The organism is Pseudomonas sp. NBRC 111138, assembly GCF_001320835.1.
GTDB classification, from domain to species: Bacteria; Pseudomonadota; Gammaproteobacteria; order Pseudomonadales; family Pseudomonadaceae; genus Aquipseudomonas; species Aquipseudomonas paracarnis.
Genome location: NZ_BCBO01000035.1, coordinates 59,443 through 75,118 on the forward strand (window position 1 = coordinate 59,443; position 15,676 = coordinate 75,118).

The following is a 15,676-nucleotide window of genomic DNA, read 5'->3' on the forward strand; positions in this document are numbered from 1 at the left end:
ACAATCTCCTGGATTACACGCGGCGCTTCTTCGGCGGACGGCACCCGTTGTGCGGGATTGGCGTCACGTCGGTGATGCTGGCGATCTTATAGCCACAGCCGTTCAAAGCACGGACAGCAGACTCACGACCTGGACCTGGACCTTTGACGTTAACGTCGAGGTTTTTCAGGCCATATTCCAGCGCAGCTTGACCAGCACGTTCAGCAGCTACTTGAGCAGCAAACGGGGTGGACTTGCGGGAACCGCGGAAACCCGAACCACCGGAGGTAGCCCAAGAAAGCGCGTTACCTTGACGGTCGGTGATGGTCACGATGGTGTTGTTAAAAGATGCATGGATGTGGGCGATGCCATCAACCACTGTCTTTTTAACTTTTTTACGAGGACGAGCAGCAGGTTTTGCCATGATAATTTTCCTGTCGATTCGCTGGGGCGATTACTTGCGGATCGGCTTACGCGGACCTTTACGGGTACGCGCGTTAGTCTTGGTACGCTGACCGCGTACTGGAAGACCACGACGATGACGCAGACCGCGATAGCAACCGAGGTCCATCAAACGCTTGATTTTCATGTTGATTTCGCGACGCAGGTCACCTTCAGTGGTGAACTTCGCCACTTCGCCACGCAGCTGTTCAATCTGCTCGTCGCTCAGATCCTTGATCTTAGCGGCTGGGTTTACCCCAGCAACTGCGCAAATTTTCTGCGCAGTAGTGCGACCAACACCATAGATGTAGGTCAGCGAGATAACAGTGTGCTTGTTATCTGGAATGTTAACGCCTGCAATACGGGCCATTCAGTGGGACTCCAATTGACAGCTACCTACGCCCCGGAAGCCAAGAAATAGGGCGCGAGATAATATCGCTGTAATAACAAATAATCAACCCGGCAGCGCACTAGCTGCCGGGCTTCAAGCGGATCACACTCAGCCTTGGCGCTGTTTGTGACGCGGTTCCGCGCTGCAAATTACTCGAACAACACCTTCGCGGCGAATAATCTTGCAGTTACGGCACAGCTTTTTCACCGATGCACGAACTTTCATCACCAACTCCTCGAACCTTATGGGGTACTCAGCGCAACATGCCGCTGCCGTAGCCCTTCAGGTTGGCTTTCTTCATCAGGGATTCGTACTGGTGCGAAACGAGGTGCGATTGTACTTGGGACATGAAGTCCATCACAACCACGACCACGATCAGCAACGAGGTCCCGCCAAGGTAGAACGGAACGTTTGCTGCAACCACCAGGAACTGGGGCAACAAGCACACGGCCGTCATATATAGAGCACCGAACAGGGTCAAACGGGTCAGAACGCCATCAATGTAGCGTGCCGACTGCTCACCTGGACGGATGCCCGGAATAAAGGCACCGGACTTCTTCAGGTTTTCCGCTACGTCTTTCGGATTGAACATCAACGCCGTATAGAAGAAGCAGAAGAAAATAATCCCTGCACTAAACAGCAGAATATTCAACGGCTGACCAGGAGCGATCGACTGAGAGAGGTCCTGCAGCCAGCCCATATTTTCAGACTGACCAAACCAGGTACCCAACGAAGCCGGAAACAGCAAGATGCTGCTCGCGAAAATTGCCGGAATAACACCGGCCATATTCACTTTCAGCGGCAAGTGGCTGGTCTGCGCAGCAAAGACCTTACGGCCCTGCTGACGCTTGGCGTAGTGAACAGCAATACGACGCTGGCCACGCTCAATGAACACCACAAAACCGATAATCGCTACTGCCAGCAAACCGATGGCAACCAAGGCGAAGATATTGATATCACCCTGACGCGCAGACTCGAAAGACTGCCCGATTGCTCTCGGAAGACCGGCGACGATACCTGCGAAAATCAACATCGAGATACCGTTGCCAACACCACGCTCAGTAATCTGCTCACCCAGCCACATCATGAACATCGCACCAGCCACAAACGTGGATACCGCGACGAAATGGAAGCCAAAGTCACCAGTGAACGCAACGCCCTGCCCTGCCAGGCCAACGGACATGCCGATAGCTTGAACCAGGGCGAGGACGACAGTGCCGTAGCGGGTGTACTGGCTAATCTTGCGACGGCCAGCTTCACCTTCCTTCTTCAACTGCTCCAGCTGCGGGCTGACGGCTGTCATCAGCTGCATGATGATCGATGCCGAGATATACGGCATGATCCCCAGTGCAAAGATGCTCATCCGCTCCAGCGCGCCGCCGGAAAACATGTTGAACAAGCTAAGAATGGTCCCCTCATTCTGTCGAAACAGGTCTGCGAGTCGGTCCGGGTTGATACCTGGAACCGGGATGTGTGCGCCTATTCGGTAGACGATAATCGCCAGGAACAGAAAACGCAGACGAGCCCAAAGTTCAGACATACCGCCTTTGCCGAGCGCTGAGAGAGCACCTTGCTTAGCCATTTATTCCTCGAACTTGCCGCCAGCTGCTTCGATAGCCGAACGCGCACCTTTGGTGGCGCCGATTCCCTTGCCGATAGTGACAGCGCGAGTCACTTCACCGGACAGCATGATTTTCACACGCTGTACGTTGACGTTGATCACGTTGGCATCTTTCAGGGTCTGCACAGTAACGATGTCGCCTTCCACTTTAGCCAGCTCGGACAGACGCACTTCTGCGCGATCCATAGCTTTCAGGGACACGAAACCGAACTTAGGCAGGCGACGATGCAGCGGCTGTTGACCGCCTTCAAAGCCTGGAGCAATGGTGCCACCGGAGCGGGAGGTTTGACCCTTGTGGCCACGGCCACCGGTCTTACCCAAACCACTACCGATACCACGGCCCGGACGATGCTTTTCGCGACGGGAACCCGGCGCTGGACTCAGATCATTGAGTTTCATCGATTAACCCTCTACACGCAGCATGTAGTAAGCCTTGTTGATCATCCCGCGATTCTCGGGAGTATCCTGGACTTCTACAGTGTGACCGATGCGACGCAGACCCAAACCTTTAACGCACAATTTGTGGTTAGGGATGCGGCCGGTCATGCTTTTGATCAGCGTTACTTTAACGGTAGCCATGATCAGAAGATCTCCTTGACAGTCAGGCCACGCTTGGCAGCGATGGACTCAGGAGATTGCATAGCCTTCAGACCCTTGAAAGTGGCGTGAACCACGTTTACCGGGTTAGTCGAGCCGTAGCACTTGGCCAGAACGTTCTGAACGCCAGCAACTTCGAGGACAGCACGCATAGCGCCGCCAGCGATGATACCGGTACCTTCAGAAGCAGGCTGCATGTACACCTTCGAAGCGCCGTGAGCGGACTTCATTGCGTACTGCAGAGTGGTGCCGTTCAGATCAACTTGGATCATGTTGCGACGAGCAGCTTCCATTGCCTTCTGGATCGCAGCAGGCACTTCACGTGACTTGCCACGGCCGAAGCCAACACGCCCTTTACCATCACCCACCACGGTCAACGCGGTGAAAGTGAAGATACGGCCGCCTTTAACGGTTTTGGCTACGCGGTTAACTTGAACCAGCTTCTCAATGTAGCCTTCGTCGCGCTTTTGGTCGTTATTTGACATAACTTAGAACTCCAGCCCAGCTTCACGAGCAGCATCAGCCAGCGCTTTCACGCGGCCATGGTACTTGAAGCCAGAGCGGTCGAAAGCCACTTGCGAGACGCCAGCGGCCTTAGCACGCGTAGCGACCAGCTGGCCAACCTTTGTGGCCGCGTCGATGTTGCCAGTGGCACCATCACGCAGTTCTTTATCCAAAGTCGAGGCGCTTGCCAGGACTTTGTTGCCGTCGGCCGAGATGACCTGGGCGTAGATGTGCTGCGACGAGCGGAACACGCAGAGACGCACGACTTCGAGTTCGTGCATTTTCAGGCGTGCTTTGCGAGCGCGACGCAGTCGAGTAACTTTTTTGTCGGTCATTTGCTATGCCCTACTTCTTCTTGGCTTCTTTACGACGGACGACTTCGTCCGCGTAGCGCACACCTTTGCCTTTGTACGGCTCTGGTGGACGGAAGTCGCGGATCTCAGCGGCCACTTGACCTACCAGCTGCTTGTCGATGCCCTTGATCAGGATATCGGTCTGGCTAGGAGTCTCAGCAGTGATGCCCGCTGGCAGTTCGTAATCCACTGGGTGCGAGAAGCCAAGGGCAAGGTTCAAAACCGTGCCTTTTGCTTGCGCTTTGTAACCAACACCGACCAGCTGGAGCTTACGCTCGAAGCCTTGGCTTACGCCTTGGACCATGTTGTTTACCAACGCACGCGTGGTACCGGCCATTGCGCGAGTTTGTTGATCGCCATTGCGAGCAGCGAAACGCAGCTCACCAGCTTCTTCAACGATCTCAACGGACGAATGGATGTTCAGTTCAAGAGTACCCTTGGCACCCTTCACCGAAAGCTGTTGGCCTGCGAATTTGACTTCGACACCGGCTGGCAGCTTAACGGGGTTCTTAGCGACGCGAGACATGCTTATCCCCCCTTAGAACACAGTGCAAAGAACTTCGCCGCCGACACCGGCAGCGCGCGCAGCACGATCCGTCATCACACCTTTGTTGGTGGAGACGATAGACACGCCCAGACCGCCACGAACTTTCGGCAGATCTTCAGCGGACTTGTACTGACGCAGGCCTGGACGGCTAACGCGCTTCACTTCCTCGATGACCGAACGGCCTTCGAAGTACTTCAGCTCGATGGACAGCAGTGGTTTGATTTCGCTGCTGATCTGATAACCCGCAATGTAGCCTTCGTCTTTCAGGACTTTGGCAACAGCTACCTTCAACTTGGAAGATGGCATGCTTACGACGGACTTTTCAGCCATCTGGGCATTACGGATACGAGTTAGCATGTCCGCTAACGGGTCCTGCATACTCATGGGCTAGACGCTCCTAATACAAAAAAATTAGCCTTGCGGCTACATATGTCGCCGAGAATCTCCGAGCACAAAAAACACGGGCTCAGGCGAGCCGCGTATTTTAGACATACTCCAGAAATGAAACAAGCCCCAAAAGGGGCTTGATCCAGATTCAAGGTCACCGGCGGTCAGTATCTTGCGATTCCGACCACCTGGACGTTGAAAGTACTTACCAGCTGGCTTTAACCAGACCTGGTACGTCACCACGCATTGCCGCTTCACGCAGTTTGTTACGGCCGAGGCCGAACTTGCGGTAAACGCCGTGTGGACGACCGGTCAGGCGGCAGCGGTTACGCATGCGCGAAGCGCTTGCGTCACGTGGCTGCTTCTGCAGAGCAACTGTAGCTTCCCAACGCGCTTCTGGACTTGCGTTCAGATCAACGATGATTGCTTTCAGTGCTGCACGCTTCTTGGCGTACTTGGCAACCGTGAGCTGACGCTTCAGCTCGCGGTTTTTCATGCTCATCTTGGCCATGGTCCTACTCCAATCAGTTGCGGAACGGGAATTTGAACGCACGCAGCAGAGCGCGGCCTTCATCATCGTTCTTGGCAGTGGTGGTCAGGGTGATGTCCAGACCGCGGAGAGCATCGATCTTGTCGTAGTCGATTTCCGGGAAGATGATCTGCTCTTTCACGCCCATGCTGTAGTTACCACGACCATCGAAGGACTTGGCATTCAGGCCGCGGAAGTCGCGGACCCGAGGCAGGGAGATCGACAGCAGACGATCCAGGAATTCGTACATACGCTCACGGCGCAGAGTCACTTTGACGCCGATCGGCCAACCTTCACGGACTTTAAAGCCAGCGATGGATTTCCGAGCGTAAGTCACAACGACTTTTTGACCGGTGATCTTTTCCAGGTCAGCAACAGCGTGCTCGATGACTTTTTTGTCGCCGATCGCTTCGCCCAGACCCATGTTCAGGGTGATTTTGGTGACGCGCGGAACTTCCATCACGTTCCCGAGCTTAAGTTCTTCCTTAAGCTTAGGGGCGATTTCCTTCCGGTAAATCTCTTGTAGTCGTGCCATGGTCTAATCTACCTAGCAGTGTTCAAGCATCAACCGCTTTTTGGGTCGACTTGAAGACACGAATTTTCTTACCGTCTTCTACTTTGAAACCAACGCGGTCAGCCTTGTTGGTTTCGCCGTTGAAGATGGCGACGTTAGAAGCATCCAGCGGAGCTTCTTTCTCGACGATACCGCCCTGCACGCCCGACATCGGGTTAGGCTTGGTATGACGCTTGACCAGGTTCAGACCACCGATAACCAGACGGTTATTAGCGAGAACCTTAAGCACCTTACCGCGCTTACCTTTGTCTTTGCCGGCGATCACGATGATCTCGTCGTCACGACGAATCTTTTGCATGTCGGATCTCCTTACAGCACTTCTGGGGCGAGCGAGACGATCTTCATGAACTTCTCAGTACGAAGTTCACGGGTCACTGGCCCAAAGATACGGGTGCCGATCGGCTCTTGCTTGTTGTTCAGAAGAACAGCAGCGTTGCCATCAAAGCGGATAATGGAGCCATCAGCACGACGTACGCCGTGACGAGTGCGGACTACAACAGCAGTCATCACTTGGCCTTTTTTCACCTTACCGCGAGGAATTGCTTCCTTCACGGTAACTTTGATGATGTCACCGATACCAGCGTAACGACGATGGGAGCCACCCAGCACCTTGATGCACATAACACGGCGAGCGCCGCTGTTATCGGCCACATCGAGCATGGATTGAGTCTGAATCATATAATTTCTCCGACCCCTAGTCCTTAGACTTCCACAGCGCGTTCGAGAACATCAACCAGTGCCCAAGACTTGGTCTTGGCCATCGGACGAGTTTCACGAATAGTGACTTTGTCGCCGATGTGGCACTGATTGGTTTCGTCGTGCGCGTGCAGCTTAGTCGAACGCTTAACATATTTACCGTAGATCGGGTGCTTAACGCGACGCTCGATCAAAACGGTGATGGTTTTGTCCATCTTGTCGCTGACAACACGGCCAGTCAGCGTACGGACAGTCTTTTCGGCTTCAGCCATGATCACTTACCTGCCTGCTGGTTGAGCACAGTCTTCACGCGAGCGATGTCACGCTTAACTTGCGAGAGCAGATGAGACTGCCCCAACTGGCCAGTTGCTTTCTGCATACGCAGATTGAACTGGTCGCGCAGCAGGCCGAGCAGTTGCTCGTTCAGCTGCTGTGCGGATTTTTCACGAAGTTCATTCGCTTTCATCACATCACCGTCCGTTTAACAAAGGAGGTGGCGAGCGGCAGCTTTGCAGCAGCCAGGGCGAAAGCCTCACGCGCCAGCTCTTCAGAAACACCCTCGATTTCATACAGGACTTTGCCTGGCTGAATCTGGGCTACCCAGTATTCCACGTTACCCTTACCTTTACCCATCCGAACCTCGAGAGGTTTTTTGGAGATCGGCTTGTCCGGGAATACACGGATCCAGATCTTGCCGCCACGTTTTACGTGACGGGTCAGAGCACGACGCGCTGACTCGATCTGACGAGCGGTGAGACGACCACGAGCTACAGACTTCAGCGCGAACTCGCCGAAGCTGACTTTGCTACCGCGCTGAGCCAGACCACGGTTGTGGCCTGTCATCTGCTTGCGGAACTTCGTACGCTTAGGTTGCAACATTTGGCGTACCCCTTACTTAGCAGCTTTTTTACGAGGCGCTGGTGCTTGTGGTTTCAGTTCTTCTTGGCGACCACCAATTACTTCGCCTTTGAAGATCCAAACCTTTACACCGATCACACCGTAAGTGGTGTGAGCTTCGTAGTTGGCATAGTCGATGTCGGCACGCAGGGTGTGCAGTGGCACACGACCTTCGCGATACCATTCAGTACGTGCGATTTCAGCACCGCCGAGACGACCGCTCACTTGGATTTTGATGCCTTTGGCACCAATGCGCATGGCGTTCTGTACGGCGCGCTTCATAGCGCGACGGAACATTACGCGACGCTCCAGCTGCTGAGCTACGCTCTGCGCAACCAGCATACCGTCGAGCTCCGGCTTGCGGATCTCTTCGATATTGATGTGCACAGGCACACCCATTTGCTTGGTCAGGTCCTGACGCAGTTTCTCAACATCTTCACCTTTCTTCCCGATAACGATACCTGGACGAGCGGTGTGGATGGTGATACGTGCAGTTTGCGCCGGACGATGGATATCGATACGGCTTACGGACGCGCTTTTTAGTTTGTCTTGGAGATACTCACGCACCTTCAGATCAGCGAACAAGTAGTCCGCATAAGTCCGACCGTCTGCGTACCAGACGGAGGTGTGCTCCTTGACGATTCCCAGGCGAATGCCAATGGGATGTACTTTCTGACCCATCTCTTCGACTCCGTTACTTGTCAGCAACCTTGACAGTGATATGGCAAGACCGCTTGACGATGCGATCAGCACGGCCTTTGGCACGTGGCATGATGCGCTTCAGCGAACGCCCTTCGTTGACGAAAACGGTGCTGACCTTCAGGTCATCAACGTCTGCGCCTTCGTTATGCTCGGCGTTGGCTACGGCCGACTCCAGCACTTTCTTCATGATCTCGGCGGCTTTCTTACTGCTGAAAGCCAACAGGTTGAGCGCTTCGCCCACCTTCTTCCCGCGGATCTGGTCGGCGACCAAGCGGGCTTTCTGGGCGGAGATTCGAGCGCCCGACAACTTAGCGGCTACTTCCATTTCCTAACCCCTTAACGCTTGGCTTTCTTGTCTGCCACGTGCCCACGATAAGTGCGGGTACCGGCAAACTCGCCCAGTTTGTGGCCGACCATGTCTTCGTTAACGAGAACTGGGACGTGTTGACGACCGTTGTGTACTGCGATGGTCAGACCGACCATTTGTGGCAGGATCATCGAACGACGCGACCAGGTCTTAACTGGTTTGCGATCGTTCTTTTCCGCCGCCACTTCGATCTTCTTCAGTAGGTGAAGATCAATAAAAGGACCTTTTTTCAGAGAACGTGGCACTGTCGTATCCCTCTATTTACTTGCGACGACGGACGATCATTTTGTCGGTACGCTTATTACCACGAGTCTTCGCGCCCTTAGTCGGGAAGCCCCATGGCGATACCGGATGACGACCACCAGAGGTACGACCTTCACCACCACCGTGTGGGTGGTCAACCGGGTTCATGGCAACACCACGAACGGTTGGGCGAACGCCACGCCAGCGTTTGGCACCAGCTTTACCCAACGAACGCAGGCTGTGCTCGGAGTTCGAGACTTCGCCCAGGGTCGCACGGCATTCAGCCAGTACTTTACGCATCTCACCAGAACGCAGACGCAGGGTCACGTAGACACCTTCACGAGCGATCAACTGAGCCGAAGCACCAGCGGAACGAGCGATCTGTGCGCCTTTACCTGGCTTCAATTCGATGCCGTGTACGGTGCTACCAACTGGAATGTTACGCAGTTGCAGAGCGTTGCCCGGCTTGATCGGTGCCAGAGCACCTGCGATCAGCTGGTCGCCAGCACTCACGCCTTTAGGGGCGATGATGTAGCGACGCTCGCCATCTGCGTACAGCAGCAGAGCGATGTGAGCAGTACGGTTTGGATCGTATTCGATACGCTCGACAGTGGCAGCGATGCCATCTTTGTCGTTGCGACGGAAGTCGACCAGACGATAATGCTGCTTATGGCCACCACCGATGTGACGAGTGGTAATACGACCATTGTTGTTACGACCACCAGACTTCGATTTTTTCTCGAGCAGCGGTGCGTGAGGAGCGCCTTTATGCAGCTCCTGGTTGACCACCTTGACCACAAAACGGCGGCCAGGGGAAGTCGGTTTGCATTTAACGATTGCCATGATGCACCCCTTCCTTACTCAGCACTGCTGCTGAAATCGAGATCTTGGCCTGGCTGAAGGGAGATAACCGCCTTCTTCCAGTCATTACGCTTGCCCAGACCGCGAGCAGTGCGCTTGCTCTTACCCAGAACATTCAGGGTAGTAACACGCTCTACTTTCACGCTGAACAGGCTTTCGACGGCCTTCTTGATTTCCAGCTTGGTTGCGTCAGTTGCAACCTTGAAAACGAACTGGCCTTTCTTGTCAGCCAGAACCGTAGCCTTTTCGGAAACGTGCGGGCCAAGCAGAACTTTAAATACGCGTTCCTGGTTCATCCCAGCAGCTCCTCGAATTTCTTCACGGCCGACACGGTGATCAACACCTTGTCGTATGCGATCAGACTAACTGGATCGGAACCTTGCACGTCACGTACATCAACGTGTGGCAGGTTGCGAGCAGCCAGGTACAGGTTCTGATCAACAGCTTCGGACACGATCAAAACGTCGGTCAGGCTCATGTTGTTCAGTTTGCCCAGCAGATCTTTGGTTTTTGGACTTTCAACAGCGAAGTCCTGAACCACGACCAGACGATCAGTACGCACGAGTTCAGCAAGGATGGAGCGCAGTGCTGCGCGGTACATCTTCTTGTTGAGCTTCTGAGAGTGATCCTGTGGACGAGCTGCGAAAGTGGTACCGCCGCCACGCCAGATTGGGCTACGGATAGTACCGGCACGAGCACGGCCAGTGCCTTTCTGACGCCAAGGGCGCTTACCGCCACCACGTACGTCGGAACGGGTCTTTTGCTGCTTGCTACCTTGACGGCCGCCGGCCATGTAGGCCACGACTGCTTGGTGAACGAGCGTCTCGTTGAATTCGCCGCCAAATGTCAGTTCGGAAACTTCGATCGCTTGAGCGTCATTTACATTTAATTGCATGTCAGCTTCCCCTTAACCGCGAGCCTTGGCCGCTGGACGTACAACCAGGTTGCCGCCAGTAGCGCCAGGAACAGCACCCTTGACCAACAACAGATTGCGTTCAGCGTCGACGCGCACTACTTCGAGGGACTGCACGGTCACGCGCTCAGCGCCCATATGACCGGACATTTTTTTGCCCTTGAATACACGACCAGGAGTCTGGCACTGGCCAATAGAGCCCGGGACGCGGTGGGAAACGGAGTTACCGTGAGTGTTGTCTTGACCACGGAAATTCCAACGCTTGATCGTACCCTGGAAGCCTTTACCCTTGGACTGACCGGTTACATCAACCAGTTGACCAGCGGCGAAGATTTCAGCGTTGATCAGATCGCCAGCCTGGTAGTCGCCGTCTTCAAGACGGAACTCCATGACAGTACGACCAGCTGCAACGTTTGCTTTAGCGAAGTGACCTGCTTGAGCAGCAGTCACGCGCGAAGCACGACGCTCGCCGACAGTGACTTGCACTGCACGATAGCCATCGGTTTCTTCAGTTTTGAACTGGGTGACGCGATTCGGTTCGATCTCAATGACCGTGACCGGAATGGAGACACCTTCTTCGGTGAAAATACGGGTCATACCGCATTTACGACCGACTACACCAATAGTCATGTTGTAAACCTCATGAGTGTACGGGGCTTTCACCCGCTATGGCCGCCCATTTCAGAGCGTTACACGACTAAGACCCAAGTCTTAGCCGAGGCTGATCTGTACTTCCACACCGGCCGCCAGATCGAGCTTCATAAGTGCATCAACGGTTTTATCCGTTGGCTGGACGATGTCCAGTACGCGCTTATGAGTACGGATCTCGTACTGGTCACGCGCGTCTTTGTTGACGTGCGGGGAGACCAGAACGGTGAACCGCTCTTTACGGGTAGGCAGTGGAATTGGACCACGCACTTGAGCACCAGTACGTTTCGCGGTTTCCACGATTTCCTGGGTGGATTGGTCGATCAGGCGATGGTCAAAAGCCTTCAACCTGATACGGATTTGCTGATTTTGCATTGGATTTCAGACTCCGGCTGCTATTCCCACCGGGCGCAATACGCCCGTTAAAAGGAGGCGCAATTCTATAGACGCCCTAGATAGGTGTCAACCCAATAAAAAAGGCCCCCGCTAAGCGGGGGCCTTTTCAAAACATCAGAGCTCACTCAAAAGAGAGATTACTCGATGATTTTAGCTACAACGCCAGCACCAACGGTACGGCCGCCTTCACGGATAGCGAAGCGCAGACCGTCTTCCATTGCGATGGTTTTGATCAGGGTAACAGTCATTTGAATGTTATCGCCTGGCATTACCATTTCAACGCCTTCTGGCAATTCGCAGTTACCGGTCACGTCAGTAGTACGGAAGTAGAACTGTGGACGGTAGCCTTTGAAGAACGGAGTATGACGGCCGCCTTCTTCTTTGCTCAGAACGTAAACTTCTGCGGTGAACTTGGTGTGCGGCTTGACCGAACCCGGCTTAACCAGAACCTGGCCACGCTCAACGTCGTCACGCTTGGTACCACGCAGCAGAACGCCGCAGTTCTCGCCAGCACGACCTTCGTCGAGCAGCTTGCGGAACATTTCAACACCGGTGCAGGTGGTGACAGTAGTGTCACGCAGACCAACGATTTCCAGTGGATCCTGAACGCGAACGATACCGCGCTCGATACGACCAGTCACAACAGTACCGCGACCGGAGATCGAGAATACGTCTTCGATTGGCATCAGGAACGGCTTGTCGGTCAGACGAACTGGTTCTGGGATGTAGCTGTCCAGAGTTTCAACCAGTTTACGAACGGCAGTGGTGCCCATTTCGTTTTCGTCGTTGCCTTCCAGAGCCATACGAGCAGAACCGATGATGATCGGAGTGTCGTCGCCCGGGAAGTCGTAAGTGCTCAGCAGATCGCGCACTTCCATCTCAACCAGTTCCAGCAGCTCAGCGTCGTCTACCAGGTCAGCCTTGTTCAGGAAAACCACGATGTACGGAACGCCAACCTGGCGGGACAGCAGGATGTGCTCACGGGTTTGTGGCATCGGACCATCAGCGGCCGAGCAAACCAGGATAGCGCCGTCCATCTGGGCAGCACCAGTGATCATGTTCTTCACGTAGTCAGCGTGACCTGGGCAGTCAACGTGAGCGTAGTGACGAATAGTCGAGTTGTACTCAACGTGCGCGGTGTTGATGGTGATACCACGAGCTTTTTCTTCTGGTGCGCTGTCGATCTTGTCGAAGTCAACACGAGCCGAACCGAAAACTTCGGAGCAGACGCGAGTCAGAGCAGCGGTCAGAGTGGTTTTACCGTGGTCAACGTGGCCGATGGTGCCAACGTTTACGTGCGGTAGGGAACGATCAAATTTTTCTTTAGCCACGACAATTAACTCCTTGCCTAAAGGACTGAATCAGCCTTGTTTTTTGGATACAGTTTCAGCGATGTGCGCCGGAGCTGTGTTGTATTTTTTGAATTCCATAGAGTAGCTTGCGCGACCCTGGGACATGGAGCGAACGTCGGTCGCATAACCGAACATCTCACCCAACGGAACCTCGGCGCGAATCACTTTGCCGGAAACCGTGTCTTCCATACCCAAGATCATGCCGCGACGACGGTTAAGGTCGCCCATGACATCACCCATATAGTCTTCAGGTGTAACAACTTCTACCGCCATGATTGGCTCAAGCAACTCACCACCGCCCTTCTGGGCCAGTTGCTTGGTTGCCATGGAAGCAGCCACCTTAAACGCCATCTCGTTGGAGTCGACGTCGTGGTAAGAACCGTCAAAAACGGTTGCTTTCAGGCCGATCAGCGGATAGCCGGCAACAACACCGTTCTTCATCTGCTCTTCGATACCCTTCTGGATAGCAGGGATGTATTCCTTAGGAACAACACCACCTACTACTTCGTTCACGAATTGCAGACCTTCCTGACCTTCGTCAGCAGGAGCAAAACGGATCCAGCAGTGACCGAACTGACCACGACCGCCGGATTGACGAACGAACTTGCCTTCGATTTCACAGTTCTTCGTGATGCGCTCACGATAGGAAACCTGAGGCTTACCGATGTTGGCTTCGACGTTGAACTCACGGCGCATCCGGTCAACCAGGATGTCCAAGTGCAGCTCGCCCATGCCGGAGATGATCGTTTGACCAGTCTCTTCATCAGTCTTGACGCGGAAAGATGGATCTTCCTGAGCAAGCTTGCCCAGAGCGATACCCATTTTTTCCTGGTCATCCTTGGTCTTAGGCTCTACGGCAACCGAAATAACCGGCTCCGGGAAGTCCATGCGAACCAGGATGATTGGCTTGGCAGCGTCGCACAAAGTCTCACCAGTGGTGACGTCCTTCATGCCGATCAGGGCCGCGATGTCACCAGCGCGTACTTCCTTGATCTCTTCACGGGCGTTTGCGTGCATTTGCACCATACGACCCACGCGCTCTTTCTTGCCTTTAACCGAGTTGATCACGCCGTCGCCGGAGGCCAACACACCCGAGTAAACGCGAACGAAGGTCAAAGTACCCACGAATGGGTCGGTAGCGATCTTGAACGCCAGAGCCGAGAACGGCTCGTTGTCATCGGCGTGACGCTCCATTTCTTCTTCCTCGTTATCAGGGTTGGAACCCTTGATAGCAGGAATGTCAGTTGGAGCAGGCAGGTAGTCGATAACGGCGTCGAGAACCAGGGGAACACCCTTGTTCTTGAACGAGGAACCGCAAACAGCCAAGACGATCTCACCAGCGATAGTACGCTGACGCAGAGCGGCCTTGATTTCCACGTTGGTGAGCTCTTCACCTTCGAGGTATTTGTTCATCAGCTCTTCGCTGGCTTCGGCAGCAGCCTCAACCATGTTGTTGCGCCACTCGTCAGCCAGTTCCTGAAGTTCTTCAGGGATAGGCTTACGAACAGGAACCATACCCTTGTCGGAATCATTCCAGTAAACAGCTTCCATGTTGATCAGATCGATCTGACCCTGGAAGTTGTCTTCGGAACCGATAGCCAACTGGATAGGCACCGGAGTGTGACCCAGACGCTGCTTGATCTGACCGATCACGCGCAGGAAGTTGGCACCAGCACGGTCCATCTTGTTTACATAAACAAGACGTGGAACACCGTACTTGTTGGCTTGACGCCATACGGTTTCCGACTGAGGCTCAACACCCGAGGTGCCGCAGAACACAACGACAGCGCCGTCGAGTACGCGCAGGGAACGCTCAACTTCAATGGTGAAGTCTACGTGGCCCGGGGTATCGATTACGTTGAAGCGATGCTCGTCTTTGTACTGCTTCTCGGAACCTTTCCAGAAGGCGGTAATAGCAGCAGAAGTAATGGTAATACCACGCTCCTGCTCCTGAACCATCCAGTCTGTGGTCGCGGCGCCGTCATGCACCTCGCCCATTTTGTGACTTTTGCCGGTGTAAAACAGTACGCGCTCGGTGGTGGTGGTTTTACCAGCATCCACGTGAGCGACGATACCGATGTTACGGTAGCGGCTAATCGGAGTAGTACGAGCCATAAAGCCCTCGCAAAATTAGTGAAGCTAAAATTAGAAGCGGTAGTGCGAGAAAGCTTTGTTGGCTTCAGCCATACGGTGCACGTCTTCACGCTTCTTAACAGCAGCACCTTTACCTTCAGCAGCGTCCAACAGTTCGCCGGCCAAACGCAGAGCCATAGACTTCTCGCCGCGCTTACGGGCGAAGTCTACCAACCAGCGCATTGCCAGAGCGTTACGACGGGACGGGCGAACTTCAACCGGAACCTGGTAAGTAGCACCGCCTACACGGCGCGACTTCACTTCGACCAGCGGAGCGATGGCGTCGAGAGCTTTCTCGAAGATTTCCAGGGGGTCGCTGTTCTTGCGTTCTTTAACCTTTTCCAGCGCGCCATAAACGATACGCTCGGCAACGGCTTTCTTGCCGCTTTCCATCACGTGGTTCATGAACTTGGCCAGGATTTGGCTTCCGTATTTTGGATCGTCAAGCACTTCGCGCTTGGCTGCTACGCGTCTTCTTGGCATGGATAAGCCCTCAAACGGTCTTCAGGTTCGCTCGGAATCGGTGCCCTTTCGGGACGCCTCCG

General features: G+C 54.3%; 28 protein-coding genes. All 28 read right to left on the reverse strand.

Annotated features, from left to right (window positions below; genetic code table 11):
• Positions 1–13: 13 nt before the first annotated feature.
• Positions 14–403 (reverse strand): 30S ribosomal protein S11, encoded by a 390-nt coding sequence (gene rpsK, locus APH41_RS07110; RefSeq protein WP_002555466.1) that lies wholly within the window; start codon positions 401–403, stop codon positions 14–16.
• A gap of 30 nt (positions 404–433) precedes the next feature.
• Entirely contained in the window at positions 434–790 is a 357-nt protein-coding gene (gene rpsM / locus APH41_RS07115) for a 30S ribosomal protein S13 (protein ID WP_003194635.1), read from the reverse strand.
• 129 nt (positions 791–919) lie between these two features.
• Positions 920–1,036, reverse strand: a complete 117-nt coding sequence (gene rpmJ, locus APH41_RS27960; RefSeq protein ID WP_002555468.1) for a 50S ribosomal protein L36 — start codon at positions 1,034–1,036, stop codon at positions 920–922.
• Between the two features lie 28 nt (positions 1,037–1,064).
• Complete coding sequence (secY, locus tag APH41_RS07120; protein WP_003194637.1) at positions 1,065–2,393, reverse strand: preprotein translocase subunit SecY; 1,329 nt, start codon at positions 2,391–2,393, stop codon at positions 1,065–1,067.
• Positions 2,394–2,831, reverse strand: a complete 438-nt coding sequence (gene rplO, locus APH41_RS07125; RefSeq protein WP_003176407.1) for a 50S ribosomal protein L15 — start codon at positions 2,829–2,831, stop codon at positions 2,394–2,396.
• Between the two features lie 3 nt (positions 2,832–2,834).
• Positions 2,835–3,011 (reverse strand): 50S ribosomal protein L30, encoded by a 177-nt coding sequence (gene rpmD, locus APH41_RS07130; protein ID WP_003176408.1) that lies wholly within the window; start codon positions 3,009–3,011, stop codon positions 2,835–2,837.
• Positions 3,012–3,013: 2 nt separating this feature from the next.
• Positions 3,014–3,514 (reverse strand): 30S ribosomal protein S5, encoded by a 501-nt coding sequence (gene rpsE / locus APH41_RS07135; protein WP_003176409.1) that lies wholly within the window; start codon positions 3,512–3,514, stop codon positions 3,014–3,016.
• 3 nt (positions 3,515–3,517) lie between these two features.
• Complete coding sequence (gene rplR, locus APH41_RS07140; RefSeq protein WP_003186037.1) at positions 3,518–3,868, reverse strand: 50S ribosomal protein L18; 351 nt, start codon at positions 3,866–3,868, stop codon at positions 3,518–3,520.
• Between the two features lie 10 nt (positions 3,869–3,878).
• Positions 3,879–4,412 carry a 50S ribosomal protein L6 gene (rplF, locus tag APH41_RS07145; protein ID WP_003194640.1) on the reverse strand — a complete coding sequence of 178 codons (534 nt, stop codon included), beginning with the start codon at positions 4,410–4,412 and terminating at the stop codon, positions 3,879–3,881.
• Positions 4,413–4,424: 12 nt separating this feature from the next.
• Positions 4,425–4,817 (reverse strand): 30S ribosomal protein S8, encoded by a 393-nt coding sequence (gene rpsH, locus APH41_RS07150; RefSeq protein WP_003176413.1) that lies wholly within the window; start codon positions 4,815–4,817, stop codon positions 4,425–4,427.
• 208 nt (positions 4,818–5,025) lie between these two features.
• Positions 5,026–5,331 (reverse strand): 30S ribosomal protein S14, encoded by a 306-nt coding sequence (rpsN, locus tag APH41_RS07155; RefSeq protein ID WP_003176414.1) that lies wholly within the window; start codon positions 5,329–5,331, stop codon positions 5,026–5,028.
• A gap of 13 nt (positions 5,332–5,344) precedes the next feature.
• On the reverse strand, positions 5,345–5,884 hold the full coding sequence (gene rplE / locus APH41_RS07160) for a 50S ribosomal protein L5 (RefSeq protein ID WP_003194642.1): 540 nt from the start codon (positions 5,882–5,884) through the stop codon (positions 5,345–5,347).
• A gap of 22 nt (positions 5,885–5,906) precedes the next feature.
• Positions 5,907–6,221, reverse strand: coding sequence for a 50S ribosomal protein L24 (gene rplX / locus APH41_RS07165; protein ID WP_003176416.1), 315 nt, complete (start codon positions 6,219–6,221; stop codon positions 5,907–5,909).
• A gap of 11 nt (positions 6,222–6,232) precedes the next feature.
• Positions 6,233–6,601, reverse strand: a complete 369-nt coding sequence (gene rplN, locus APH41_RS07170; protein WP_002555479.1) for a 50S ribosomal protein L14 — start codon at positions 6,599–6,601, stop codon at positions 6,233–6,235.
• A gap of 23 nt (positions 6,602–6,624) precedes the next feature.
• The gene (gene rpsQ, locus APH41_RS07175; protein WP_003194644.1) at positions 6,625–6,891 is read right to left on the reverse strand and encodes a 30S ribosomal protein S17; all 267 of its coding nucleotides are present in this window, start codon (positions 6,889–6,891) and stop codon (positions 6,625–6,627) included.
• A gap of 2 nt (positions 6,892–6,893) precedes the next feature.
• Positions 6,894–7,085 carry a 50S ribosomal protein L29 gene (gene rpmC / locus APH41_RS07180; RefSeq protein WP_002555481.1) on the reverse strand — a complete coding sequence of 64 codons (192 nt, stop codon included), beginning with the start codon at positions 7,083–7,085 and terminating at the stop codon, positions 6,894–6,896.
• On the reverse strand, positions 7,085–7,498 hold the full coding sequence (gene rplP / locus APH41_RS07185; RefSeq protein ID WP_003176421.1) for a 50S ribosomal protein L16: 414 nt from the start codon (positions 7,496–7,498) through the stop codon (positions 7,085–7,087). Before rplP ends, rpmC begins: the two co-directional genes overlap by 1 nt.
• 12 nt (positions 7,499–7,510) lie before the next feature.
• On the reverse strand, positions 7,511–8,197 hold the full coding sequence (rpsC, locus tag APH41_RS07190; RefSeq protein WP_003176422.1) for a 30S ribosomal protein S3: 687 nt from the start codon (positions 8,195–8,197) through the stop codon (positions 7,511–7,513).
• A gap of 13 nt (positions 8,198–8,210) precedes the next feature.
• Positions 8,211–8,543, reverse strand: a complete 333-nt coding sequence (rplV, locus tag APH41_RS07195; RefSeq protein WP_003103908.1) for a 50S ribosomal protein L22 — start codon at positions 8,541–8,543, stop codon at positions 8,211–8,213.
• A gap of 11 nt (positions 8,544–8,554) precedes the next feature.
• Entirely contained in the window at positions 8,555–8,830 is a 276-nt protein-coding gene (gene rpsS, locus APH41_RS07200) for a 30S ribosomal protein S19 (protein WP_002555486.1), read from the reverse strand.
• A gap of 16 nt (positions 8,831–8,846) precedes the next feature.
• Positions 8,847–9,671 (reverse strand): 50S ribosomal protein L2, encoded by an 825-nt coding sequence (gene rplB / locus APH41_RS07205; RefSeq protein ID WP_003186055.1) that lies wholly within the window; start codon positions 9,669–9,671, stop codon positions 8,847–8,849.
• Positions 9,672–9,685: 14 nt separating this feature from the next.
• Positions 9,686–9,985, reverse strand: a complete 300-nt coding sequence (rplW, locus tag APH41_RS07210) for a 50S ribosomal protein L23 (RefSeq protein ID WP_002555488.1) — start codon at positions 9,983–9,985, stop codon at positions 9,686–9,688.
• Complete coding sequence (gene rplD, locus APH41_RS07215; protein ID WP_003176424.1) at positions 9,982–10,584, reverse strand: 50S ribosomal protein L4; 603 nt, start codon at positions 10,582–10,584, stop codon at positions 9,982–9,984. The genes rplW and rplD overlap by 4 nt, the downstream gene beginning before the upstream one ends.
• Before the next feature lie 12 nt (positions 10,585–10,596).
• On the reverse strand, positions 10,597–11,232 hold the full coding sequence (rplC, locus tag APH41_RS07220) for a 50S ribosomal protein L3 (protein ID WP_003194649.1): 636 nt from the start codon (positions 11,230–11,232) through the stop codon (positions 10,597–10,599).
• Positions 11,233–11,313: 81 nt separating this feature from the next.
• Complete coding sequence (rpsJ, locus tag APH41_RS07225; RefSeq protein WP_003186070.1) at positions 11,314–11,625, reverse strand: 30S ribosomal protein S10; 312 nt, start codon at positions 11,623–11,625, stop codon at positions 11,314–11,316.
• Between the two features lie 158 nt (positions 11,626–11,783).
• On the reverse strand, positions 11,784–12,977 hold the full coding sequence (tuf, locus tag APH41_RS07230; protein ID WP_005791980.1) for an elongation factor Tu: 1,194 nt from the start codon (positions 12,975–12,977) through the stop codon (positions 11,784–11,786).
• A 30-nt stretch (positions 12,978–13,007) separates the two neighbouring features.
• On the reverse strand, positions 13,008–15,113 hold the full coding sequence (fusA, locus tag APH41_RS07235; RefSeq protein ID WP_003194651.1) for an elongation factor G: 2,106 nt from the start codon (positions 15,111–15,113) through the stop codon (positions 13,008–13,010).
• A 30-nt stretch (positions 15,114–15,143) separates the two neighbouring features.
• Positions 15,144–15,614 carry a 30S ribosomal protein S7 gene (gene rpsG / locus APH41_RS07240; RefSeq protein WP_002555493.1) on the reverse strand — a complete coding sequence of 157 codons (471 nt, stop codon included), beginning with the start codon at positions 15,612–15,614 and terminating at the stop codon, positions 15,144–15,146.
• Positions 15,615–15,676: the final 62 nt, after the last annotated feature.